This is a genomic window from Herbaspirillum sp. FG34, from assembly GCF_057809315.1.
The window spans coordinates 18,970-43,853 of the sequence record NZ_JBMDJS010000023.1; the positions used below are offsets into that span (position 1 = coordinate 18,970).

22 protein-coding genes are annotated in these 24,884 nt (G+C 60.5%); 11 read left to right on the forward strand and 11 right to left on the reverse strand.

Annotation, left to right across the window (positions count from 1 at the left end):
* Window positions 1-27 precede the first annotated feature (27 nt).
* From ACODSZ_RS21130 to ACODSZ_RS21165, 8 genes are all read left to right on the forward strand, one after another.
* Complete coding sequence (locus ACODSZ_RS21130) at window positions 28-792, forward strand: SDR family NAD(P)-dependent oxidoreductase (protein ID WP_488928479.1); 765 nt, start codon at window positions 28-30, stop codon at window positions 790-792.
* Window positions 793-808: 16 nt separating this feature from the next.
* Window positions 809-1,228: an acyl-CoA thioesterase gene (locus ACODSZ_RS21135; RefSeq protein ID WP_008332216.1), complete on the forward strand. Its 420-nt coding sequence runs from the start codon at window positions 809-811 to the stop codon at window positions 1,226-1,228.
* Window positions 1,229-1,312: 84 nt separating this feature from the next.
* Window positions 1,313-2,458: an ABC transporter substrate-binding protein gene (locus tag ACODSZ_RS21140; protein ID WP_175344778.1), complete on the forward strand. Its 1,146-nt coding sequence runs from the start codon at window positions 1,313-1,315 to the stop codon at window positions 2,456-2,458.
* A gap of 89 nt (window positions 2,459-2,547) precedes the next feature.
* Window positions 2,548-3,588, forward strand: coding sequence for a branched-chain amino acid ABC transporter permease (locus ACODSZ_RS21145; protein WP_299536129.1), 1,041 nt, complete (start codon window positions 2,548-2,550; stop codon window positions 3,586-3,588).
* Window positions 3,585-5,378, forward strand: coding sequence for a branched-chain amino acid ABC transporter ATP-binding protein/permease (locus tag ACODSZ_RS21150; RefSeq protein WP_175344780.1), 1,794 nt, complete (start codon window positions 3,585-3,587; stop codon window positions 5,376-5,378). Before ACODSZ_RS21145 ends, ACODSZ_RS21150 begins: the two co-directional genes overlap by 4 nt.
* Window positions 5,375-6,130, forward strand: a complete 756-nt coding sequence (locus tag ACODSZ_RS21155; RefSeq protein ID WP_175344781.1) for an ABC transporter ATP-binding protein — start codon at window positions 5,375-5,377, stop codon at window positions 6,128-6,130. Before ACODSZ_RS21150 ends, ACODSZ_RS21155 begins: the two co-directional genes overlap by 4 nt.
* 63 nt (window positions 6,131-6,193) lie before the next feature.
* Complete coding sequence (locus ACODSZ_RS21160; protein ID WP_488928480.1) at window positions 6,194-7,969, forward strand: acyl-CoA dehydrogenase; 1,776 nt, start codon at window positions 6,194-6,196, stop codon at window positions 7,967-7,969.
* Window positions 7,947-8,432, forward strand: a complete 486-nt coding sequence (locus ACODSZ_RS21165) for a MarR family winged helix-turn-helix transcriptional regulator (protein ID WP_488928481.1) — start codon at window positions 7,947-7,949, stop codon at window positions 8,430-8,432. Before ACODSZ_RS21160 ends, ACODSZ_RS21165 begins: the two co-directional genes overlap by 23 nt.
* Before the next feature lie 21 nt (window positions 8,433-8,453).
* On the opposite strand, the gene ACODSZ_RS21170 is transcribed toward ACODSZ_RS21165, so the two are convergent.
* The gene (locus tag ACODSZ_RS21170; protein WP_175344783.1) at window positions 8,454-8,714 is read right to left on the reverse strand and encodes a hypothetical protein; all 261 of its coding nucleotides are present in this window, start codon (window positions 8,712-8,714) and stop codon (window positions 8,454-8,456) included.
* Between the two features lie 287 nt (window positions 8,715-9,001).
* Between ACODSZ_RS21170 and ACODSZ_RS21175 the strand changes: the two genes are divergently transcribed.
* Window positions 9,002-10,525 (forward strand): methyl-accepting chemotaxis protein, encoded by a 1,524-nt coding sequence (locus ACODSZ_RS21175; RefSeq protein ID WP_488928482.1) that lies wholly within the window; start codon window positions 9,002-9,004, stop codon window positions 10,523-10,525.
* Between the two features lie 94 nt (window positions 10,526-10,619).
* On the opposite strand, the gene ACODSZ_RS21180 is transcribed toward ACODSZ_RS21175, so the two are convergent.
* The 10 genes from ACODSZ_RS21180 to ACODSZ_RS21225 all read right to left on the reverse strand — a co-directional run bounded on the left by ACODSZ_RS21180 (window position 10,620) and on the right by ACODSZ_RS21225 (window position 23,469).
* Window positions 10,620-12,785, reverse strand: a complete 2,166-nt coding sequence (locus tag ACODSZ_RS21180; protein ID WP_488928483.1) for a T6SS phospholipase effector Tle1-like catalytic domain-containing protein — start codon at window positions 12,783-12,785, stop codon at window positions 10,620-10,622.
* A gap of 16 nt (window positions 12,786-12,801) precedes the next feature.
* Complete coding sequence (locus ACODSZ_RS21185; protein WP_488928484.1) at window positions 12,802-13,290, reverse strand: DUF3304 domain-containing protein; 489 nt, start codon at window positions 13,288-13,290, stop codon at window positions 12,802-12,804.
* Between the two features lie 63 nt (window positions 13,291-13,353).
* The gene (locus tag ACODSZ_RS21190) at window positions 13,354-13,797 is read right to left on the reverse strand and encodes a hypothetical protein (RefSeq protein WP_488928485.1); all 444 of its coding nucleotides are present in this window, start codon (window positions 13,795-13,797) and stop codon (window positions 13,354-13,356) included.
* A complete protein-coding gene (locus ACODSZ_RS21195) occupies window positions 13,787-14,716 on the reverse strand; it encodes a DUF4123 domain-containing protein (RefSeq protein ID WP_488928486.1) in 930 nt (309 codons plus the stop codon). Before ACODSZ_RS21195 ends, ACODSZ_RS21190 begins: the two co-directional genes overlap by 11 nt.
* An 18-nt stretch (window positions 14,717-14,734) precedes the next feature.
* On the reverse strand, window positions 14,735-16,975 hold the full coding sequence (locus tag ACODSZ_RS21200) for a T6SS phospholipase effector Tle1-like catalytic domain-containing protein (protein WP_241822149.1): 2,241 nt from the start codon (window positions 16,973-16,975) through the stop codon (window positions 14,735-14,737).
* Window positions 16,972-17,817: a DUF3304 domain-containing protein gene (locus tag ACODSZ_RS21205; protein ID WP_488928487.1), complete on the reverse strand. Its 846-nt coding sequence runs from the start codon at window positions 17,815-17,817 to the stop codon at window positions 16,972-16,974. The genes ACODSZ_RS21200 and ACODSZ_RS21205 overlap by 4 nt, the downstream gene beginning before the upstream one ends.
* 29 nt (window positions 17,818-17,846) lie before the next feature.
* Window positions 17,847-18,614, reverse strand: a complete 768-nt coding sequence (locus ACODSZ_RS21210) for a DUF3304 domain-containing protein (RefSeq protein ID WP_488928488.1) — start codon at window positions 18,612-18,614, stop codon at window positions 17,847-17,849.
* Window positions 18,611-19,561, reverse strand: coding sequence for a DUF4123 domain-containing protein (locus ACODSZ_RS21215; protein ID WP_488928489.1), 951 nt, complete (start codon window positions 19,559-19,561; stop codon window positions 18,611-18,613). The genes ACODSZ_RS21210 and ACODSZ_RS21215 overlap by 4 nt, the downstream gene beginning before the upstream one ends.
* A complete protein-coding gene (locus ACODSZ_RS21220; RefSeq protein WP_488928490.1) occupies window positions 19,558-22,503 on the reverse strand; it encodes a type VI secretion system Vgr family protein in 2,946 nt (981 codons plus the stop codon). Before ACODSZ_RS21220 ends, ACODSZ_RS21215 begins: the two co-directional genes overlap by 4 nt.
* A gap of 78 nt (window positions 22,504-22,581) precedes the next feature.
* The gene (locus ACODSZ_RS21225) at window positions 22,582-23,469 is read right to left on the reverse strand and encodes a hypothetical protein (protein ID WP_488928491.1); all 888 of its coding nucleotides are present in this window, start codon (window positions 23,467-23,469) and stop codon (window positions 22,582-22,584) included.
* A gap of 223 nt (window positions 23,470-23,692) precedes the next feature.
* Between ACODSZ_RS21225 and ACODSZ_RS21230 the strand changes: the two genes are divergently transcribed.
* The gene (locus tag ACODSZ_RS21230; protein ID WP_175344791.1) at window positions 23,693-24,532 is read left to right on the forward strand and encodes a M15 family metallopeptidase; all 840 of its coding nucleotides are present in this window, start codon (window positions 23,693-23,695) and stop codon (window positions 24,530-24,532) included.
* 68 nt (window positions 24,533-24,600) lie between these two features.
* Window positions 24,601-24,858 (forward strand): PAAR domain-containing protein, encoded by a 258-nt coding sequence (locus ACODSZ_RS21235; RefSeq protein WP_008332251.1) that lies wholly within the window; start codon window positions 24,601-24,603, stop codon window positions 24,856-24,858.
* Window positions 24,859-24,884: the final 26 nt, after the last annotated feature.

A 24,884-nucleotide genomic window follows, 5' to 3' on the forward strand; every position in this document is an offset into this window, starting at 1 on the left:
ACCGTTCATTCGAGAAGGACATTCTTCATGCAGCTGCAAGGACAAGCCGCCCTGGTGACGGGCGGAGCTTCAGGACTCGGTGCCGAGACCGTGCGCCAACTGGTGCAGGCCGGCGCCCGCGTCTGCATCCTGGACGTCAACATGGATGCGGCGCAGGCCCTGGCCGATGAACTGCGTTGCCACGCGGTACGCTGCGACATCACCGACAGCGCCTCGGTAGAAGCGGCCCTCGATGCCGCGCAAGAGGCCAACGGGGCAGCGCGCATCCTCATCAACTGCGCCGGCATCGGTGGCGCCAAACGCATGGTCGGCAAGGATGGCAGCCCGATGCCGCTGGAAGACTTCAGCCGCATCGTCAACGTCAACCTGATCGGCACCTTCAACGTGATCCGTCTGGTCGCTGCCCGCATGGCGGCGGCTGAAGCAATGGCCGAGGGCGAGCGCGGCGTGATCGTTGCGACCGCCTCGGTAGCCGCCTTCGACGGTCAGGTTGGACAAGCGGGTTACGCCGCCTCCAAGGGCGGCATCACCGCCATGACCCTGCCACTGGCGCGTGATCTGGCACAACACGGCATCCGCGTGGTGACCATCGCGCCCGGCCTGTTTCTCACGCCCCTGCTCTACAAGCTGCCGGAAGAGGTACAGCAATCGCTGGCCTCGTCCATCCCCTTCCCCAAGCGTCTGGGCAAGGCGGAGGAATATGCGCAGCTGGCCCTGCATATCGTCACCAATCTTTCGCTCAACGGCGAAGTGATCCGGCTCGATGGCGCGCTGCGCCTGGCGCCGCGTTGAGCATCAAGGAGCATCCATGAGCAAGACCATCATTCATCCGGTGCGCGTGGAATTCGGTGACTGCGATCCGGCCGGCATCGTCTATTTCCCCAACTTCTTCCGCTGGTATGACGCGGCTTCGCGCAACTTCTTTCACGAATGCGGCCTGCCCCCCTGGCGTGATACCGAGAAGACGCGCGGCATCATCGGTACGCCGGTGGTGGACATCAGTTCGCGCTTCGTGCGCCCGGCCACCTATGGCGACCGCATCGAAGTGCATTCCACCATCGTCGAATGGAATGACAAGACCTTCGTGATGAAGCACGAGATCAGACGCGATGGCGAACTGCTGTGCGAAGGACGCGACGTGCGCGTCTTCGCCACTCGCCATCCGGACGATCCGACGCGCATCAAGGCCATTCCCATTCCGGCAGATATCAGGGAGATGTGCAGTTAGGCAATACGGCAGCAAGCGAGACGCGGTAACAAGCCGCATCCGCCCACATCGAGCATTCGAACCAAAAATACAAAGGAGACGGAAATGAACACGAAACTGGCAATCAAGACAGGCGTACTGGCAGCAATGCTGGCCTGTGCAGGGCTGGCCCATGCCGAACTGACCATTGGCGTGGTGATGTCGCTGACCGGTCCCGGCTCGGGTCTGGGCATCCCGGCCAAGAACGGCTTTGCGCTGTGGCCAGAGACCATCGGCGGCGAGAAGGTCAAGATGATCATCCTCGACGACGCCACCGATCCGACCCAAGCCAGCAAGAATGCGCGCCGCCTGGTGGCCGAGGACAAGGTCGACCTGCTGATCGGCTCGGCGGCCGTGCCGCCCACGCTGGCGGTAGCCGACGTGGCGCTGGAATCGCAGACGGTGCAGCTGGCCATCTCGCCTATCGAGACTGCTGAAGGAAAAGACGCCTGGACCTTCCGCCTGCCGCAATCCACGGCCGTCATGGCCGGGGGCGTGGTGGAGCAGATGAAGAAAATGGGCGTCAAGACCATCGGCTTCCTGGGCTACTCGGATTCCTATGGTGAAAACTGGCTCAAGGAAATGCAGCGTCTGGCCACTGCCGCCGGCATGAAGATGGGCACGGTGGAGCGCTTCTCGCGCGCCGACACCAGCGTGACCGCACAAGCCCTGCGGGTGGTCAGCTCCCATCCGGATGCGGTGCTGGTGGTAGCCTCCGGCAGCGGCGCGGCCATGCCGCACAAGGCCCTGATCGAGCGCGGCTACAAGGGCAAGATCTTCCAGACCCATAGCGCCGCCTCGCGCGACCTGATCCGACTGGGCGGCAAGGATGTCGAAGGTTCCTACGTCATCTCCGGGCCGGCCGTGGTGCCCGAGGCGCTGCCGGACAGCAATCCCTCCAAGAAGCTGGCGATGGATTTCGTCACGCGCTACGAGAAGCAGTTCGGCGCCGGTACCCGCAACCTCTTCGCGGCCCATACCTATGACGCGCAGCTGGTGTTGCAGAAGGTCGTGCCGATGGCGTTGAAGAAGGCCAAACCCGGCACCCCTGCCTTCCGCGCCGCCTTGAAGGAAGCGCTGGAGACGGCCGGGCCGATTCAGATCTCGCAGGGTACGCTGAACTATTCGCCCAAGGATCACTTCGGTCTGGGGGATGATGCGCGCATCATGCTGACCATCCAGAACGGCAACTGGAAGGCGGTCAATCCGTAATCCGCACTGCCCTGCCGTCGCGGCGGCGCAAGGACTCCAGCTTGCGCCGTCACCTTCCTGCCTGATGTCTTTCGCTCCACATCCGATACATGGACTCCTCCATTGCCGCCATCCTCACCCTGGATGGCCTGACCAACGGCATCGTCTATGGCTTGATCGCCATTGCACTGGTGCTGGTCTTCACGGTCACCCGCATCCTCTTCATTCCGCAGGGGGAATTCGTCGCCTATGGCGCGCTCACCCTGGCCATGCTGCAACAGGGCCAGCGTCCCGGCCCGCTGTGGCTGCTGCTGGTGCTGGCCGTCTGCGCGGCCGCCATGCAGAGCGCGGCATTGCTGCGCGCCGGCCAGCTCGCCCTGTTGCCGCGCGCCTTGCTCGGCACCCTGGGTGTGCCGCTGGCCGTTGCCGCCCTGGTGTGGTGGGCAGCGCCCCATCAGTTCTCACTACCGGTGCAGGTCCTGCTGACATTGCTGCTCATTACCGCACTCGGACCGCTGATGTACCAGGTGGTCTATGAATCGATGGCCGATGCCAGCGTGCTGCAACTGCTGATCGTCTCGGTCGGCATCCACCTGGCCATGACCGGGCTGGGCCTGGTGTTCTTCGGCGCCGAGGGCTTCCGCACCCCGGCCTTCTGGGATGAACGCTGGGACCTCGCTGCGCTCACCCTCAACGCCCAGACCGTGGTGGTCGTGGCGGCTGCGGCGGCCTTGCTGGTGGCGCTGTGGCTGTTCTCCGGACACACGCTGTATGGCAAGGCCCTGCGTGCCACGGCGGTGAACCGCCTGGGCGCGCGGCTCATGGGAATCTCCACGACGCTGGCCGGCAAATTGTCCTTTGCCGTGGCAGCGTTTATCGGTGCGCTGTCGGGTGTGCTGATCGGTCCGATGAGCACCATTTTTTACGACTCGGGTTTCCTGATCGGCCTGAAGGGCTTCGTCGCCGCCACCATCGGTGCACTGGCGAGTTTCCCGGCGGCGGCAGGCGGCGCGCTGCTGGTGGGCTTGCTGGAATCCTTCAGTTCCTTCTGGGCCAGTGATTTCAAGGAGGTCATCGTGTTCCTGGCGCTGCTGCCCATCCTGCTGTGGCGCTCGCTGGTCACGCCCGCGCATGACGAGGACGAGGAATGAGCATGAACAAACGACTCCCTCTCTACGCCCTGCTGGTGGCACTGGCGCTGTTCCCCATCCTGCCCACGCCGCAGTTCTGGGTGATCCAGGCCAACTACATCGGACTGTACGCGCTGGTGGCCATCGGCCTGGTACTGCTGACCGGTATCGGCGGCATGACTTCCTTCGGCCAGGCAGCCTTCGTCGGCATGGGTGCCTACACCACGTCCTATCTGACCACGGCGCACGGGATCTCACCCTGGCTGACACTGCCGGTGGGTCTGTTCATCACCGGCGTATCGGCCTATGTGCTGGGGCGCATCACGCTGCGCATGTCCGGTCACTACCTGCCGCTGGCCACCATCGCCTGGGGGATCAGCCTGTACTTCCTGTTCGGCAAGGTGGATTTTCTGGGCAAGTATGACGGCATCTCCGGCATCCCCCCGCTGCAACTGGCGGGGCTGGACCTGTCCAAGGATCGGCACCTGTACTACCTGATCTGGGCCATCGTGCTGGCGGCGGCCTGGGTCTCGCTGAACCTGCTGGATTCACGCGCGGGCCGCGCCATCCGCGCCCTCAAGGGGGGCCGCTCGATGGCCGAGGCCATGGGGGTGGATACGGGACGCTACAAGATCCTCATCTTCGTCTTTGCCGCGCTGCTGGCTGCGGTGTCGGGGTGGCTGTTCGCGCACATGCAGCGTACCGTCAATCCTTCTCCCTTCAGCCTGGCCATGGGTATCGAGTATCTGTTCATCGTGGTGGTCGGCGGCATCGCCCATATCTGGGGAGCGCTGCTGGGTGCCGGGGTACTCAAGCTGCTGTCGGACCAGTTGCAGGTGCTGCTGCCGGCACTGCTGGGTGATGGTGGCAGTTACGAGAGCATCGTCTTCGGCCTGATCCTGATCCTTTTGCTGAAGTATGCACGCGGCGGCCTGTGGCCCTGGGTGCGCGCGCTGTGGCTGCGCGCCTTCCCGCCCGCCCCCCTGGCGCTGCGCGTGGCCGGCGCCGCCCCGCTGGACAAGCGCAACGGTCCGGCGCGCGGTGCGCCGCTGCTGGAGGTAGACCAGATCAACAAGCGCTTTGGCGGACTGGTGGCGGTCAATGATGTGTCCTTCAAGGTCAAGGCGGGCGAAATCGTCGGCCTGATCGGTCCCAACGGTGCAGGCAAGTCCACGACCTTCAATCTGGTCACGGGTCTGCTGCATGCCAGCGGTGGTCGTGTCAGCTTCAATGGCCGCGACATCGCCGGACAGCCCGCGCGCGCCATCGCCAGGCTCGGCATCGCCCGTACCTTCCAGCACGTACGACTGTTGCCGGGCATGACGGTACTGGAAAACGTTGCCCTGGGCGCACACATGCGCAGCCAGCAAGGCTTCCTGCGCAATACGATCAACGCCATGCTGCATCTGGAACGCGCCGAGGAAAAAGCCCTGCTGGACGAAGCCGCACGCGCCCTGCATCGCGTCGGCCTGCAGCATCTGATGCACGAGCAGGCCGGCAACCTTGCGCTGGGGCAGCAACGCATCCTGGAGATCGCGCGCGCCCTGTGCTGCGATCCGCTGCTGCTGTTGCTCGATGAACCGGCGGCGGGCCTGCGCCATCTGGAAAAGCAGGCGCTTTCCCGGGTGTTGCAGGAACTGCGCGCCGACGGCATGAGCATCCTGCTGGTGGAACATGACATGGAGTTCGTCATGGAACTGACCGACCACATCGTGGTGATGGAATTCGGCGCCAAGATCGCCGAAGGCACACCGCAAGAGATACAAAGGCATCCCGCCGTGATCGAAGCCTACCTGGGTGGAATCGAATGAGCGAACTGGTCCTCGACGTCGCGCAATTGCGCGCAAGCTATGGCAAGGTGCAGGCCCTGCATGACATCAACCTCAGGCTGGAGCGCGGCAGCATTGCCACCGTGATCGGGCCCAATGGTGCGGGCAAGTCCACCTTGCTCAACGCCATCATGGGCGTGATGCCCGCGCAAGGCGCGGTGCATTACCAGGGCCAGGCCGTGCAACGCTGGAGCCTGGAGCAACGCGTGATGGCCGGTATCGCCCTGGTGCCGGAGCGACGTGAACTGTTTTCCACCATGAGCGTGGAAGACAACCTGCTGCTGGGCGGCTTTCGCCGCGTACGCTTGCGACAGGCTCAACCGCTGGATCAGCTGGCCACTGTCTTCGACCTGTTCCCGCGACTGAAGGAGCGCCGCACCCAGCAGGCCGGTACGCTCTCGGGCGGTGAGCGCCAGATGCTGGCCATCGGACGCGCCATGATGGCCAAGCCGGAACTGCTGATGCTGGATGAACCCAGCCTCGGCCTGGCACCGCGCATCGTCAAGGAGATTCTGCATATCGTTTCCGAACTGCGCACGGCCGGCATCTCGGTACTGCTGGTGGAACAGAATGCGCGCGCGGCCTTGCAGACGGCCGACTATGGCTATGTGCTGGAACTGGGCAAGGTCACCATGCAGGGCGAGTCCGCGAAACTGGCGGGAGATCCGCAAGTGATCCAGGCCTACCTGGGATTTGGCAAGAAGGCGGAAACCGAGGTGGCGACAGCCTCCTGAGACCTGGCGTTTTCTGCACCACAGTATGCAAAAACAACATAAGAAAGAAGCGCGACGAAAGGAATGACGATGAGCTATGCCCCACCCCTGCGCGACTTCGCCTTCGTCCTTGATGAAGTGCTGCAGGCTCCGCAGCTCTTGCGCGCCCTGCCGGCCCACGCCGAATTCGATGGCGAACTGATGATGCAGGTACTGGAAGAAGCCGGACGCTTTGCCGCCAATGTGGTGGCTCCCTTGAACAGTATTGGCGATCGGGAGGGTTGCCGTTTCGAGAATGGAGCGGTGACCACACCGCCCGGATTCGAGCGCGCCTATGCGCAATTCTGTGCGGGTGGATGGCCGGCCCTGGCCTGTGCGCCGGAACACGGCGGCCAGGGCTTGCCGCATGTGCTGGATTGCGCCCTCCATGAAATGCTGAGCGCAGCCAATCATGGCTGGACCATGTATCCCGGCTTGCTGCATGGGGCCTATGCCTGCCTGGCGGCGCATGGCTCGCCTGCGTTGCAGGCACGCTATCTGGAGAAGATCGCCAGCGGCGAATGGCTGGCCACCATGTGCCTGACCGAAGCCCAGGCTGGCAGCGACCTGGGCCAATTGCGCACACGTGCCGTGCCGCAAGAAGATGGCAGCTATCGCCTCACCGGCGACAAGATTTTCATCTCGGGAGGCGAACACGACCTGACGCCCAACATCTTGCATCTGGTACTGGCCCGATTGCCGGATGCGCTGCCAGGCAGCAAGGGCCTGTCGCTGTTGCTGGCACCGCGTGTGCTGGACGATGGCCGGCGCAACGGCGTGCACTGTACCGGCATCGAACACAAGATGGGTATTCACGGTAGCGCCACCTGCAGCCTGCACTTCGAGCAGGCGCAGGCATGGCTGGTCGGTGAGCCCGGACGCGGGCTGGCTGCGATGTTCGTGATGATGAATGCGGCGCGCCTGCATGTGGGCGCACAAGGGCTGGGTCTGGCCGAGGCGGCCTGGCAGCGCGCCAGCGCCTATGCGCGCGAGCGTCGCCAGTCGCGTGCGCCGGGTTCTTCCGGCAATGATCTGATCGTGCGCCATCCCGCCGTGCAGAAGCTGCTGATGGAGCAGCGCTGCCGCATCGAAGGCGCGCGCATGCTGACCTGCTGGGCCGGGCTGCTGCTGGATCTGGCCGCACATGACTCCGATGCGGTGCTGCGTCGTCGTCATCATGAGCGACTGGAATTGATCACGCCGGTCATCAAGGCTTTTCTCACCGATCAGGGATTCCAGTGCACCAGTCGCGCGCTGCAGGTCTTCGGGGGACATGGTTATGTGGTGGAGACCGGCATCGAACAGTTCATGCGCGATGCCCGCATCACCATGATCTATGAGGGGACCAACGAGATCCAGGCGATCGATTTCCTGATGCGCAAGGTGCTGGGTGATGAGGGCCGACGGCTGGATGATTTCCTCACGCTGGTGCGCGCGGACATCGACGATGGCAAGGTGCTGGGTGATCAGGCCGGATTGCTCGCAAGCGCTGTGGATAAATTAAGAGGACTCGCTACCCGTATCGCCTCGGCGGCAGTGCAATCGCCTTCCCTGCCCTATTACGTGGCCGATGAAATGCTGCGCCTGACCGGCCATGTGGCACTGGGCTGGATGTGGCTGCGCGCCGGGCGACGGGCGATATCGGCCATGGCGTCGGACCCGGCCTGGTACGGCGGCAAGCGGGATGCCGCGTGCTATCATTTCGCCTTTGTATTTGCGGAAGTCCACCAGTTGTCCAGCGTGATCGAAGGCTGCCTGGCGACCGGGCTGCCGCCTCTTCCCACCGACCTGGACCACCATGCTGCCCAAGAAGCCGGCTGATTTCGATTCCGACGAAGATGCAGCGCCAAGCGCGCCGCTGGACCAGCAACTGCTGTTGAGCCTGGTCGGCTACAACTGCCGCCGTGCCTACATCACCATCATGCCGTTATTCGAAAAACGGATGGCCAAGTTCGCATTGCGGCCAGTGGATTTCACGGTGCTCAGCCTCTTGAAGGCCAATCCCGACATCAACCAGAAGCGCCTCTCCAAGGCCATCAACGTCTCCCCGCCCAATCTGGCGACCTTGCTGGACAAGCTGGAGCAGCGCGGGCTGGTGCTGCGCCAGCGCAATCCTCAGGATCGCCGTTCACAGGTACTGGCATTGACGCCGGCGGGCATGCGCATGTGTAGCAAGGCCGAGCAGACCGCCATCGAACTGGAACTCAAGGCCACCGAGATGTTGTCCGATGCCGAGCGCGCCCAGCTCATCAGCTTGCTGCAGAAGATGTTCCTGCCGCAATAAGCGGCCTTTTTCATTCCATTCTCAACGCAGGAAGACCAGCTCGGCATAGCTGGGGTTGGCGTGCGCGCGCTGGTATTGCTTGAAGTCTTCGATGACCTGTGCGCGGGTCAGTCCTTGCTGTTGTTGCTGATCGGCAGCCGCAGTACGCGTTTGTTGCGCCGGGATGCTGGTGGTCGAGGTGGGCCCGGCCTTGACCGGTTCGGCTGCATAGGCTGCCTGCACTGCGATGCTGGCCACCGAAAGCGTGGCGGCGAGGACGAGTTGGCGTGTGATCTTGTTCATGTTCTGCTCCCTGGAATGCAAGCGGATGCTGCACGGTGCGTATCGCTTATGAGTGCTTCATTCCCATGGAAGAATCTTATTATTTCCTTTCTTCAGGAAAAACCTGTAATCCGGTAATGCTCTGTTGCGGCTCCAGAAAGAATGCCGCCAGGCATCTTCTCCCTTTGCTGGCAGCTGGTATGACAAATGATGAGTTGCAAGGCTTTTACCTGCCTCCATTGGCTTTGCCTCAGGGTCAGCAGGCGTCAGAATCGCTAAATCTTATAAATAATTTTCAGGGAACAGGCATGAAAATCGGTACCCGTCTTGGCGGCTCCTTCCTGCTCGTCACGCTGCTGGCGTGCGTGCTCATTGCAGCATCTCTTCTCACCCTGACGCAGATCGGTCGCCACTGGAGTGATTTTTCCGGCATGGTGCTAAACAAGCAAGACTATGCCACCCAGGGTTACATCAAATTGGGCGATGGTGTACAGAACTTCAAGAACTACGTAATACGCGGCAAGGATTACGACAAGCACTTTCTGGCCGACATGGATGCCATCGCGCGCCTGATGACCGAATATCGCAAGCTAGGAGTGGATAATCCCAAGGAAGAAGAGCTGCTGCAAAAGATCAACGCAGGCGAACGCAACTACCGCACTGCCATTGCCAAGGTGCAAGACATGAAGACGGCAGGTGCCACTGTGAGCGAGATCGACGCCTCCATTAGTGGCGCCGACAAGATCCTGGGCGCAGGCTTTGCAGGTTTGCTGGCGATTGCCCGCGAGAACGCCAACGGCACCGGCCAGGAAATTTCCAGTGCCATCCGCAGCGGTCGCGCCATCGAATTGGGGGTGGGTGCGGTCGTCGTACTGTTGGCTACATTATTGGCCACCTTGGTCACGCGTTCCATCACACGGCCCATTGGCGAGGCGGTGACCATCGCCAAGACGGTTGCCGCAGGCGACCTGGGCAGCCGCATCGAGGTTACGCGCAAGGATGAGACCGGTGAACTGTTGCAGGCCCTCAAGGACATGAACAGCAGCCTGCAACGAGTAGTGGGTGGCGTGCGCATCGGCAGCGATACCATCGTCACGGCCTCTACCCAGATCGCCGGGGGCAATCTGGATCTGTCGGCCCGCACGGAACAGCAGGCCAGCTCGCTGGAAGAAACAGCTGCGGCCATGGAACAGATCACCTCCACCGTGCGCCGCAATGCCGATCATGCGCGCCAGGCCAATGCGATGGCGGGATCGGTGTCTGAAGTCGCTTCGCGCAGCGGGCTGGTGGTGTCGGATGTGGTGAGCACCATGGACGAGATCCAGGGCTCGGCCCGTGAGATTGCCGAGATCATCAGCGTGATCGATGGTATCGCGTTCCAGACCAATATCCTTGCCCTCAATGCGGCGGTGGAGGCGGCCCGGGCGGGCGAGCAGGGGCGCGGCTTTGCGGTGGTTGCCTCGGAAGTACGCAGCCTGGCACAGCGTTCGGCGACCGCGGCCAAGGAGATCAAGGACCTGATCGGCAACTCGGTGCAGAAGGTGGAAGCGGGCAGTCAACTGGTCAGGAATGCGGGTGCGACCATCGAGGAACTGGTGGTGAGCGTGCGCAGTGTGACGCAGATCATGAGCGAGATTTCCGCCGCCAGCGGCGAACAGGAAGCCGGCATCGAACAGGTCAATCAGGCCATTGCACAGATGGATACGGTGACGCAGCAGAATGCGGCGCTGGTGGAAGAAGCAGCGGCAGCCACGGAGGCGCTCAAGGAACAGGCGCGCAGGCTGGCGGAGTCGGTGAGCGTGTTTCGGCTGGGGGTGGGGAAGATGGCTTGAAGAGAGAAAGATGCGCCGTGCAACTAACGCTGGGCAATCTGGCGCGGCGTCTGTCTGAGGCGTTCAACGGCGATCCATCCGAGATCAGCGCTGATCAATCCACGATACTGTGCCACATCGCGCCCAGCTCCTCATACTTCTTCATGACGTGACGCTGGGCCGCATCATAGATGCGCTGTGCTTCGTCGGCTTCGCGCTTGATCTCGGCCATGGTTTTCTTTTTCAACGCGCTGGCCTGGTCTCTTGCCGCCTCGGCAGCCGCGTGCAATCTCTTTTTGGCCGCTTCAGCCTGTTCCTGGATTTCCCGCCTGGCAGCTTGCGCCTTGTCCTCAAGCTCGCGCCTGGCGCGCACGGCCGCATCCTCGACGGCGTGGTAACCGCTGACGATGCGATCGCGCGCGCGATCATAGGTACGGACGGTGTAATCCTTGATGTCACGCGCGTCTTCAGCCATGTCCGCAGCACGTTCACCCACCTTGCGCTCGACCAGTTCGCCGATCTTGCGCGTGGCTGAATCGCCCTCGCCCTGCAGAAACACCTGACGGAAGCGGGCATAGCCACCGGTGATGAAAATCGGCTCGTGCTTCCCTGCGACACGGAAGCCGGCCCGGGAATCATGGATATAGTCGTCGAAGAGCGTCACCGAGGCGGCCGGCGGCACCGGACCTGCGCACATGATGTCGTAGAATTTTTTCTCTTCCGCAGTCAGGTGCTCCTTGGCCGCATCCGTCAGGACGCCCGCCAGCGGCGAGACGCGGCGCACATACTTTCGGGCCATCTGCCCCATGCGCTGATCCAGATCGAGATTGCTACGCTCGCGCCAGTCACGGATCATTTTCCCGAGTTCGACATCGGCCTCCAGCAGATCCTTCTTGTCAGAGCTTGCAGCATCCCGATAGAACCGCTTGCTCAACAACAAGCCCCCCTTCCCCTCATGCAGCGATCCTCGCCACCGAAGATACTGACGGGTATGGGCTTGCGTAAATTCGCGAATGCTGCCGCCCTTGATGCCGTTACCGGACAACCAGTCGTTGTAGGCCTTGACCAGACGCGCGTCGGTGGCAAAGCCTTTGGCGCTGGCAGAGTCTTTCGCCAGCTCGGCCAGGGTCAGCAACGGGACGCCGCCCTTGAGTGCAGCAAAGTGCATGTCAATGAGGGGGATCTGCGAGAGCTGCGGTGACAAGCCCCAGTCAGGCATGGATTTACCCTGCTCCCCCGGCAGGTAGCCGCCGCCCACATCAGAGTGCATGCCGGGATAGCCGACATTCTTCCATCCTGTGGAGGACTCCAAGGGGAAACTGGCGCGCTGTTCGTGCAGAGCCACGAAATGCGCACACTCTTCAACCGCTGGCAAAATGGATTGCGTATTGTGCGCCCAGGCCATGTGACCGAAGGTGATCGGCGTCACATCCCCGATACCGACCGAAGCGACCGTATCAAAGAGACCGAGGAAGCCAATGCGAATCGGCACACCAGCGATCTCGAAGGCACCCCCGGAAGGCGTAAAGAGCTCGTGCAGCCAGTGCGTGAACGCGCGAGCCTCAGCCGCTCCACGCGAAAAACCGAATACCGAAACGTTGATCTGCACGATCTTGCGCTGGCTGGATTTGACCGCGGCAGTCAGCTTGTCGATGAACTGCTTGTAGATGTCGGCGCGGCGCATCTGCTCCGGTGCGTTCAGCAGATAGCCGGGCACATTCCACTGTCCGACTTTCATGTCCGCCGTTGCTGCATAGGCGTTGCCACCCGCCAGCATGGAAGAACTCATGAAGTTGACGAGTTGGCGTCGTTGCCCGTTACCGCTGAAAAGACCACTCCCTGTCACATAGCTGTGGATCGCATCGAGCAGATAAGTGATGCCCCAATTGATACGGTCGGCCCCCATGAAGCCAAATGCGTTCCCGCCAATGTCCGTTCCCAACTTGCTGGTATCGCCGATCTCTGCAAACGGGGTTCCGACGCCTTGCATGTAGATCTTGTAAAAGCCGTTGCTCGTATCACCGATGTATGCGTCATACAGGCGAGCGACATTGCTGTGCTTGTTGCGCTCGCGCTGCGTCTTGGTCTGCTTGTCTTCCACCCACTTGTCGTTGTTGCCGGTGCCATCGAAAAACAAGCCGATAAATACCTGTCCCTTGCACGCGGTACTTCCCCGTGCAAGCAAGCAGGCGAGTGCCTTGGCGCGCTGCGAAGCCTCCCTCGCGGAAAATTTGCGTTTGCCATCCGATGGCACGGCCTTTCCTGTATACAGCATGCTCATGATCAGTTTCCTTGGACTAGCTGGTCGGGGGCTTCATTTGGGCCTCTTCGCCTTTGAGGGGATAGTCGGGATGCCACGGGGACAGATTCGTTACGAATACCTTGACCTGCCCATTGCGAAGGAAATGCACCGCAAAGTGACCGGCATTCTCCGGCGTGTATTTCGGCACCGGTACAGTCCAGGACGGCTCCTGCTTTTCTCCGGCACTGTTGTAAGTGCGGACATGGATGGTCGCCATGAGTCCCGGTTTCCAGTCATGCGGCACACTGATACAGCAGACTGCACCACCACCTGATCCGGCAGCGATATAACCGCCACCCGAACGCATCCCGGGGATGACGGTGACATCAAAGTCTTCAATTCCATGGGCGGTATGGTTGAAGGCCTGCATATCCATCGCCTCCGTACGTTCCGGCTCCTCTCCACATCCATTGAGGAAAAGCAGCAGAGCAAGGAACAGAGGGCGCACAAAAGAGCCCATGGGCATTCTCAAAAGATATTTCATCTAAATTATTTATCAATATCCAAGTAATCCACGGATCGTGCAAAAGACGTCCGCGGTCAATCTTCATCGACCCCGTGTATACGCAGCGTTCTCCCACAACGGCTGCCCGCTATCGTACACACGTTGCGGAAGGCCGATGAGGGCATCACTGAATTGGTCCGAAGAAGCCGGCGGATGCGCCATCACCTGCTTGAACTCGGGCTGCTCGAGACCCTTGCCCGAGGTGTACAAGGCCAGCAGCACGTAGGCGGTCTGACGATCGATATCCTTCAGGCCTGCGGAAACCGCCCGCTTCTGGTACTGCGCGACGAAGCGCTCCAGTTTTTGTGGTTCAACCAGGGCCGTTTCGTCGGGGATCACGAACTTGAGATGCGCCACCAGGGCCTTCAGATCGTCATTCGTCTGGGCATGCGCGCGCGGACAAGACATGGCCAGCAGCACCACCATTCCCAGTACCAGTACCCATTGCGGAAAAATAATTTTTTTCTGCCAGTGTTCATGCGACATGCTCGTTCTCCCAAAGAGGTGGCCCTGCTTCCCAGACTTCACCAGGCATTTCCTGCAGGGCATCGAAATAGGCTGCCAGTGAATCAGGCGGATCCTGCATCAAGGCCTTGACCGCAGGATGCTCAACACCAATGCCGCTGGTGTAGAGTGCCAGCAACACGTACTGCGTCTGCCGATCGATATCATCCACGCCGGCGTCGCGCGCACGCTGCTGATAGGTGGCGACGAATTCCACCAACGTGCGTGTGGGCAAGGCATTCGTCTCATCAGGGATCACGAAGCGCAAATGCGTGAGCAGGGCATCGAGATCCCCGGCGTCCACCAGAAGACCGAACTGACGGTCATCCAGCCTCACCAACGGTACATCCAACGGCAAAGCTTGGCTGGGCGGATGGATCTGCTCGCTTTGGTAGAGCGTCCGTGCTTCGCCGAAACGGTCCACGAAAGCCAGGCTGAGCATGCCGCCCGTGAATAGCGCCAGTTGATCCTTGGACAAAGCCTGTATCCAGATCGGCAGGATGCGCGTGTCATACCAGCGCATCATCATGACTTGCCCATCGCTGAGACTCACGTGGTGGAAGTTGCGCAGATGTGCTGCAAAGTCATGCAGGCCGAGCGAGCTCTCATACCAGCTCAGGCAAGGCGCGCCAAAGCCGAGCTGAGAGATCCAGCGCACGAGCCTCAATGCACGCTGCTCATCCAGTCCCGAGAGGGGAAGCAGAAGAGGCGCAATTTCAGGCAAGGCTTCTTCGCGCTTTCCCTCGAACAGCGAGGTATAAGGAACGTGCATGGACTGCAGCTTGAGATGGCTCGCCTCGGCCTGCGCCGTATCGAGCAGAAGGAAGGCTTGGTGGCCGCGTTCACGACATGCCTGCGCCCAATGCAACAGCGCCAACGGATCGTCATGCACATCACTCATGGCATCAGTCCCGGTGTTCTAGTTCGGGAGAACAAGCGCATTGCCCTGCAACCGCCGCACCGCTGCGGCATTCATGTCGTCGCTCTTCCTGGTCTCCTCTTCCTTCTTGGCATCGGTCTTGCCGAAGGTATCGATGGCGCGTGTCTGGAAATACAAGGTGGCAGAGAGAACATGGTCGTGCCAGCTGGTGAGCATGGTGTCATGCACCAGCAGATCGAACAGGGCCATCACTTTGTCCGGCAGCGGGTTCTTGCCATTGGTGGCATTGATCCAGGCATCGGCCAGCGTGAGCTCCCCGGGCGACATCAAAGGACGTGCCGGTTTGTAGGTCGGTTTCTGGCCCGAGGGGTCCACGAAAATGGCCGCATGCTCGTCAACGTACTTCTGCCATTTCATCTTGCGTTGGGGTTCGTCGTCCTGCTGTTTCTGATAGCGGGCCCGCTGCGCAATGACCTCCTGAGCTTCCTTGTCCAGGCGCTCCCAGACGCTGACAAAGGGACGGTGCACTTCCAGGATGGTGTCTGGCATGTTGCGGGTTTCATCATCCTGAGCCGCGAACAACTCGGCCATCGCCCGGCCATAGCCTTCGCGGTCGGTCGATGCCGTGCGGCGCGCCTCTGCGAACGCCTTCTCCGCACGCTCACGCCGTTCGCGCCGTTGATCCTGGGCGGCGCGCACCGCGTCTGCATGGGTGGTCACGGATTCGCGAAATTCCTTGGACTGGTAGCGTACGGCCAGCCAGGAAATGAAGACGCTCATGTGCTTGAGAAAATCCAGGCCTGGCGCGCGCGGGACGACGGCGCGATAGGCGTTGACCAGCTCCATCATGCGGTAGCTGGATTTGTCGTCGACGATGGGGGCCGCCAGGGAGAACTTTTGAAATGTCTCAGTCTTGTAAATCGCAAGATCCTCCATGCGGTCCATCATGACGCCCGAAATCAGCGCCTCATGGAGCATGTCCCGCAGAGGAACTCGTTGCAATTCCCCACGGAAGTTGAGCGTTCCATCCGGGGAACCACCTGTGACGTCTTCGCTGGTACCCGGATAAAGATATTGTTCTCCGCGAGTTTTTTCCAAGCTGTCGAGGCGTTGATAGAAACGTAGTTCATGAGCCGCCGCGAAATGTACGCAACGCTGTACAGCCGGCGGTATTGCCAAAGCACGATCGCCGTAGTTTTGCTTGATCACACCGACCAGAGGCAGAAAACCGATGAGCTTGTTTTCCTCCATGATCGAAGCGACACTATCCAGCAACCCGACGAACTTGATTTCGATCAGGCTACCGTCGATGGCCAAGTCCTGCTCATTGGCGCGCTTGTAGATACGAGCGAGTTCATTGACGAATGTTCGCGCGATGACACATCCCCGGTCGGCACCAAAGACACTGACCTGCATGCGCTGAACCTTGGGAATCTTGCCCTTGGCATCCGCGTAGGCGGCCTTGAACTGGTCCAAGGCCGCACTGAGCCTCACGTCAACGCCGGTTCCAAAGAGACTGGCACTGGCGGCACTGTCGCGGACCATGGGAATGGAATCGGCCACCACATCGGCCATCAATACCTTGGCGGCAGACCAACTGGCTTTCAAGGGATTTTTCTTGAGGTCATACAGGAAACCTCGCAATGATGCCTTGCCACGCATGACCCAACGATCACCGCTGGCCATGGTCAGCATTCGCCGCGCATTACCGGGCAAGGCCTTGGTTTCCTTGATTACGTCCTTGTAAGCCTTGACCACTGGACGGAAAGACATCTCAGTCAACGAGTCCTTCAATACCTTGCCGCCCAGCTTCATCGGATCAGTAACACCAGTTACTGTCTTTACGGACTTTTCCACACGATCGTAGCCTGCAATCTTGCTCGCCGCAGACAGGGCGACGCCCCCGGCATTCTTCGCAATCTTGGTAGCGGCGCGGACAAGATCACGATTAGCTGCGTCCTTATTGAGAGGCGTCCCTAATCCTGAGTAATAGAAGCTATACCAGAACTGATTGTCTGGCCGACGAACATCTTCGTTATCTCTGTGCGCTTCCCACAGACGGCAGATATTCGAATAACGGGATGTCTGTGGATCATCCATATCTCGATTTCTGCCGAAGCCATCAAAAAAGAATCCGACGTGTATATCAGCTTGGCAAGCAAGTTTCTCTGCCTCTTTCTGCTTGGCCCTCGCGCCTGCCATCTTTATAGCAAGGTCCGGCGGGGAACGATCTTCCTGAGCTATTCTGGAAGGATCTCTTTCTCCGGTAGTACGAGTCATGGTTGCTGCTCCTTGCCACTGACAGAAAAAGTCTTGATTTGATCTACAGCGGCCTCTGGCAGGTTCTTCATTTCTCTGCCGAAATCACCCGATTTTCCCTTTGTGTCTTTTAGAATCTCCTGCACCTGCGGAAATCGGTCAAATCCGGGGTTAACCAATAAATAGAACCTAACAAACTGCACCAAATCCTCGGAGTCCGTAAGACGATATTTTTTCCATGCTTCACTGGCAATCCGTGCCGTCCTTCTGAACAATTCTGCTTCATTCAGTTTTCCTGCCGGATCAATTTTTTTCCCATATTGCTCCAGAAGCGTTCGATGGACGGTTCGATAACTGATCCGCGAAGCTCCCAAGTCACTTCTGAATTCAGGCTCGACATGAGCATCTGGATAAAAATGTAATCCTAATATTCTGGTACCGGCGTTTCCTTCCAACTTGGTCGGAGGAAGATGGATATCTTCTTTAAAACTAATATATTGAATTGGCTTGTAAAGGTCCTTGGAGGCGACGTCTGCGTCATACATCTTCCACTCAACGCTAAATTCCGTGCCTTGCAATTGATAGCAACAGCTAAGTCTGCCCGCACCAGAACCCGGCATCAAATCTCCGCCGCCGCTGGCCTGATTTCCATACTTGTCGGTAATAACAAATCTGGACAGGTTATAAGGCGTGTAATTGAAGGCCTCAATACTCAAGCCGCTATAAGTCGGTTCGGAGGAAAGTCCATCACATCCTACCAACGCCACTACCATCGCAACCGCACTGAACAGGGCGCTGCCAATTTTTTTCATCCCATCTCCTGTTGTCTCAATTTCGTGCTCACGCCGTTTCAGCGGAAACATTCATGATCAATCCGGCCTCCAATTTCCCGCTAGGGGATCTGGCGTATCTCGACAATGGCCGAGGCGGGCAATTGTTTCATCTCCGTCGCGAAAGCGCCTGGCTTTCCCTGTGTCTCTTGCAGGATTTTCTTCACCTGCGGATTTTCGTCAAAGTTCTTGTTTACCAGGAGAGTGAAATACACATACTGCTCCAGGTCTGCATCATCAATCAGGCGATACTTGATCCAGCCCTGCCCCGCCATTCTTGCAGTCCGCCTAAATACTTCAGCCGGGTTAAGCTGTTCGCCAAGATTAATCCGCTGACCGTATTTGGTCACGATTTGATAGTTGATAACGCCATAATTAAAACGCGACCCTCCGAGATCGGACCGAAACTCTGGCTCAATATGACCATCGGGATAAAAATGCAAACCCAGAATCTTGGTGCCAGAGCCACCTACTATCTTCGTCGGCGGAATACTTACGTTGGTAGTCGTCTTAATTTTTTCGATCGGCGCATAGAGATTGTGTGAAGCGATGTCGGCATCATAGGCTTCCCATTCCACTTCGAACTCAGTCCCTTTAAGCACGTAGCAGCATGACAACCGCCCTTCCCCGGAACCCGGGGGCAGATCGCCTCCACCAGAACCCCTATTTCCATATCTATCCTTGATCACAAAACGGTCCAGGTTATAGGGCGTGTAGTTGAACGCCTCAAGACTCAAGCCACTATAGGTCGGTTCGGAAGAGAATCGATCACATCCCGCCAGCACTACCAGCAGCGCTCCAACAGCAATTTTCATTATTACTACGCTCATGCAGCCGCATCCTCTCTGCCGACAAGCTCTTCCTTATCCCACAAGGGAAGATCAACCGCATAGATCTCATCGGGAAGCGCCTGAATCGCCGCAGCGAAGGCCTCGAACCCGGCAGGCGGAGCTTGCAGCAACGAGGCGAAGGCAGGGTGCAGCCAGGCGGCACCCGAGGTGTACAAGGCAGGCAAGAGACACTGAAGCTGACGCTCGGCATCGTCTATCCCCGCAGCGCAGAGCTGGTCGACATGTGCCTGCAAGAACGCAGCCAAGCGTCCGCGCGCCACACGAGCGAGCTCCGGGGCAATCAGCGACTGCAGACGATTGATCAGGATATCGACTTGGGAGGACTGCATCAGCTGCGCCAACTGCCGGTCATCGAGTTGCACCAATGATCTGCCCAACGCAGGTTCGGACAGGGGCGCAATATGCTCTGCCTGGTGGTCCTGGAAAAATGTCTGCACACGCGCCGTTCGGTCCAGACAGGACAGGCTGACCAGCGGTGTGCAGAACTGCGCATGTTGCTGTGGCGTCAGGCAACCCAGCCATTGCGGAAGAATGCGGGTATCGTACCAACGCAACAGCATGGTTTGTCCCTCACTCAGATCCACCGTGTGGAACAGCCGCAGATGGGCTGCCAGCGCATCAAGCGGCAACGGTGATGCCATCCAGGACAGGCAAGGATGCTCAAGACCCATCGACCATAGCCATTCACACAGACGCTGCAAGCTACTGTCCTGGGCGCTATCCAGATCGATCAGCAAGGGGGCGATCTCGGGCAGGACGGCTTCCTGTCGCCCTTCAAACAATGAGGAAAAACGCTGGCCCTGCAAGGGCCGCTGTCGGAACGCGCCTTCCACCGGTGCACTGTCGAGCAGAGCAAAGCGATGAAGCCGAGCTTGCGCAGGCGCTCTGCACCAGTCCAGCAGAGGCTGACAAGGGTTATCGGTCATACCAGTATTCCCGGCGCACCCTGCTTCATCGCGGCCAGAATGCAGTCCTTGCAAACGCTGTTGGGCAAGACAGGCATCGGAACCTCCTGCCGCACCGGCCCCTGGAACAGCTTCTGCGCAGCATGAATGGTGAGCTTCCCCGGACACTGCACCGTAATATTGCCGCCCTCGATGGTGATGTTGGCCCCACCCGCCGTGGATAGCGTGATCTTCTTGGCCGCCGCCCAATCCACACTGGTCTTGGCACTCACCACGCTCACCTGATCGCGCGCCTGTACCGCCAGCGTATCGGCTTGCGCCTGCACATCGATATTCTGTTGCGCGGCGATCATCTGCAAACCCGCTCCACCCTCGCCCGCAGCAACGGCGCCGGCCAGCACGCCCAGGGCCTGCCCGCTGCGCATGCGCAGCTGGTTGCCGCTCACATGCTGGCTGTCGTGACCGGACATCAGGCTCACCGTCTCGCCATTGGCCAGTTGCAGATGCTGGCCCGCGACCACGCCCAGGCCTTCCCTGGCAGCGATACCGATCAGGGCGGAGGTGCTCTGCGGCAGCTTGCCCTCGCCCGTCTGCGTGTTGGCGGCCGCCACGTCCTCGCCGCTCTTGTCGGGCACGCCATCGACCATGCCGGCTGCTGCCGTGCGAATGGCTTCCAGGGGCGCGGCACTGTCGTTGATGACGCTGGCATTGGCCTGCGCCGGGCCGACATGGCCGGCCAGCGCGACGGTCTTGTGGGTCACCGCCGCTTCATTGAACGTCTTGCCCAGCAGCGTGGCCTGCTTCAACAAGGCCATGCCGCCGGCATTGTCACCGGCCGGGTCGCGGCTGGAGGCGCCATGTTGGATCTGGTAGCTGGAGAACAGAATGCCGCTGCCCGCGCGGATCGCCCCATAGGCATCGGTGCGCAGTTCCGCACCGGTACCGCGGAAACTGCCGCGATAGTTGTCCGCCGTGTGGACAAGATGACCGAGGTTGAGTTCGGACGCCGCCTGCGAAGTCTTGAGCTGGATGCGGCCCTGGGCATCGGTATCGTCGAACAGCAACTGGTTGTAGCCGGCCCCGCCAAATTCCTTGGAACGAATGCCCCACTGCGCAGCAGCGTTGCGATGCCCGTCGCCATCCTGACTGCCGCCGTGCCATGTCGGCGCATTGCCGCCGGCCAGATTGCCCTGGCCACTGGGAGAAAGATCGCTGGCACTCATGAAGACCTTGTTGCGCTCCTGCTCGCCACCCTGCGCTGCTTCGCCTCCCGGCGTGGGTGAGGCGGAACCTTCACCCTGGCCGTTGTAGAGCGCGCCCAGGATGACCGGGCGATCGATGTCGTCTTCCAGAAACTGCACCAGCACCTCCTGTCCGATACGCGGCAGGAACTGCATGCCATTGCCGCCACCGGCCGAGCGCTGCGCCACGCGCACCCAGCAGGTTGCAGCGGCATCGTTGTTGCGGCCCTGCCAGTGGAAACGGATGCGGACCCGGCCCAGGCGGTCGCAATGAATCTCATCGCCGCCGTTGGCCGTACTCTGTCCATCGGGACCCACTACGATGGCACTCTGGCTACCCCGGGCGGTGGCCCCCGCGTGGCGATACAGGCCAGTGCCATCTGCCAGCACCGGACGCCATACGACGTCCGCGCGTATCGCCTCGAAAGCGTTGGCGTAACCGAGCTTGCGCGCCTGGGAGATGACTGCGTCGAAACCGGCGCGCTCGCTCATGGCGGCAGCATCAGGATGCTGGCTGCCTTGCGCAATCTGGTGCTGCGACTGGCATGCGACCAGGCATTCTTCCAGCAGTGGGGGCAGTGGACCGAACAGTTCGGCCAAGCCTTCCTGCGCATCTTTGGGTAAATTATTTATACCCACACTCGCGACCGACAATACCGCGTATTCGGGGGACTTTCCGGTTGCTGCGGAAAGGCCCAGCGGGCCTTGGGCCAGCGTGAAGCGAGTGCCCGGACGCAGGGTACGCACGGTGCTGCGCGCCTGCCACAGCTTGTTGCGCGCCTCGCTGGCTTCCAGGTGCAGCCGCGCGTAGCGGTCGGCCTCGGCAGCACTGCGATAGGCGTAGAGTCCGGGGCTATCGTAGCTTTCCAGGCGCGGCGCATCCTGGTGGCCGAACTCATGGCAGGTCGGCATGCTGGTGGCGACCGCCTGCTTGCTCTTGTAGTCATAGGAAAGCAAGGTGAAGGATGCCGGCTGCAAGGTCCGGCGCGCAGCCAGGGCCTGGATGCTGTCCTGTTCCTCGCGGGCAGTACCGGCATGGAAGCGGATGCCCTGCCCGCCCAGCTCGGCAGCACTGCTGGCATCCTCGGGGAAGACGGTGGCCCGGGAAGAATCGGCAAACAATACCAGCCGGTGCCCGGCACTGGCCTCGGCGAATTCCTCGACACGCCAGGACAAGCCCTCGGCCGCCAACAGGCGGCTGACGAAATCGAGATCGCACTCACGGTATTGCACCGTATAGCTACGCGGCGGCAGGTCCTGCAGAAAGGACATCACTTCGTCCGACCACTGCCAGGCCGCATGCGGGGCATAGCCGCCGAACACGTCCTCGACGATCTCGACGACGCTTTTGTCCTGCCACACGCGGCTGTTGCGTGATTGGCTCAGCAACCAGATCCAGTGGACCAGGCGCAGCCGATAACGGGCCAGCCCTCCCTCGCTGCCGAGCTTGGCGGCTTCGTTGACCAGCCCCGAGAAGCTGGCACTGGAACCGTCGGCAAGGCTCACCTGCAAGCTGGCCCGTTGGCCGATCAGCGTGTTGAGCGACAAGCCGGCGTCCAGGCTGAGGGCGATCACCTCGCGCACGCCGACGGCATGCAGACCTTCGGAGGCGGCGAAGGCTTCCACCAGCAGATCGCCGGTAGCGACACGCTCTCCCAGGGAGAGCCGATAGAGACGGGTCGCGCTGGTGAATTGCACCAGCTGGTTGAGCAGCTCAGACATCGGTCACCGATTGTGCAGAATAAGAAACAAGATTGAGCTCAGAATTCTCTGCAGACTGCCCGGGTCGGGCAATCTGCATCAATTGTTCGTATTGGCCACCTTGCAGGCGGGATCGCTGTCCCAGCGTCCCGAGCAGATGCGCCAACGGCAGAATTCACCTTCAACGAAACCCAGCGCATGACAGCGTTGCAGCAGTGAGGCGGTACTCTCGCCGTTCTTGCGCTCCACCACATCGACATTGCGGGCATCCTTCTGCCGGGAGGGCCCCGGATGCGCCTGGGAAGACTTCGCCGGGGTGCCTTGCCCGCTCGCACCGTCGCCACCGTTTGCATTGCTGGCGCCCTCGGGACTGCGTTTCTTCTCGACCTCGCCGGAGCGGGCGACCAGGGCCTTGATCAGATCGACATCGCTGTCGTTGCGATTCTCGGCCTTGGCTGCCTTCCTCTTTTTTTCCTCATGCTGGGCTGTCGACCTGGGGGGCTTCACGGTTTTTTCCGGCTTGGCTTCGAGGGCGTTCTTCAGCGTCGCCGGCGGCGGCTTGACGCCTTCCTCCAGCGCCGAAGTCAACTGGTCCGGGCCACGGGCGGGGTTGGAGTCCGCCGCCGGGTCTGGTGCCGGGGCACTGGTATCGTTGATGACCGCTGTATCGGTCGCGGCCGAAGCGACGCCTGAAGCTGGCCCGGTGTCGGTGGTCGATGCAGGTGCAGCGGCTGCCGGTGGCGGCCTGGATGGGGTTGCAGAGGCTTGCACGGAAGTGCTTCCACCATCATGACCGTGCAGACGCAAGGCTGCCAGCGTGATGCCGCCGGCGACCAGCAACAGCAGCAGCACGATGAACAGCACACGACGCGGCTTGTGTGTACCTGCGCCATTGCCACTGCCATTGCTGCGGGCTTTTTTCTTTCCGTCCGAAATCGAATTGAGGATGCGAACTTCATCCGCAGACGAAGTGTCCGATGCAGGCATCAAGCTTGGTCTTCTGGATCCAGGTTTTTCTTGGTTCGGAGGCTGCAAGGCCGTACTCCTGAGTTATCCAACTTGAAACAAGTTGTTTGATTTTTATTAATTTTCTGTTGACTGCCAGTCCGACTCAATCACTTGCCAATGAGCCGGCTCAATTCCAGAAACGTGTCGGCGTCCGCACCTTCAGTGCCACCCAGCGTCGACCAGAATAAAAAGGGGATTCGTCGTGCTGTTCCTTCTCATTGCCACCTATCTGCTGGTCACCGGCTTCGCGATGTGGCTGCTGCTGTTTCCGTCCGGCAGAGGACTGACGTTACGCTTCCTGCACGCCCGGCTTGCAGGTCTGCGCTCACGATGGGAACGCTGGAACAGAAGAAGCGAGGAAGTGATTGCAGGGACCACATCCAGCGTACGGAGTTCCCTGACAGCGAGTGTCGACTACGTGCGCAATAATTACGTAATTGTGTCAACGATCGCAGTATTGCTGATAGGTCCAGCCATCGTTGCATTTCTGTTAAGCGGCAAGTCGATGCTGCAGGGTTTTGACGACACCCAGCGCGTAACCAATTCTCAAATTGCGGAACTTTTAAAAGGCGAGCAACTCGTACCACCGCCGCCCTTGCCGCCGGACATGTTTACCACTGCGGAAGTGGTCCAGGTCCGTCCGATGCTGGTCAACGCCAGCCGCAACTGGCAACTGCTCAATCCAGAATACGCCCAACGCCTGCTGCTGGTCTTCAAGATCATGAAGGAAAAGCATGGTTACGAGATGGCGCTCATCGAGGGTTACCGCAGTCCGGAGCGCCAGAACATGCTGGCCGGGATGGGGGGCAACGTCACCAATGCAGCCGCGTTCCAGAGCTACCACCAGTACGGCCTTGCGGGCGACTGCGCCTTTGTCCGGAACGGCAAGCTGGTCATCAGCGAAAAGGATCCATGGGCCATGGAAGGCTATCGTCTCTATGGCGAGGTCGCCGAGTCGGTGGGACTGACCTGGGGCGGTCGCTGGAAGCTGATGGATTTCGGTCACACGGAATACCGCATGCCGGGCGTGATGAAGAAATGAAGCTGGAGGCGGCCCCTTGCCCGGCCGCCCGCATAAAGACAGACCATAGAAATACAAGGGGATACACCATGAGCAAGCCGATCATCGTCCTCGGCGACAAGACTTCGCACGGTGGCAGCGTCATCGAAGGTTCCGGTCAGACTCTGGTCGGCAACAAGCCGGTGGCGCGCATCGGCGACAAGGTCAGTTGCCCGCACCACGGCACCACCACCATCGTCAGCGGCGACCCCACCATGGTGGTGGATGGCGCGCCGGTGGCGCGCGATGGCGACAAGACCGCCTGCGGCGCGGTACTCATTGCCGGCCAGGCGACCACGACGCTCTGAGCGAACCCAACCATCATGACAGGGGC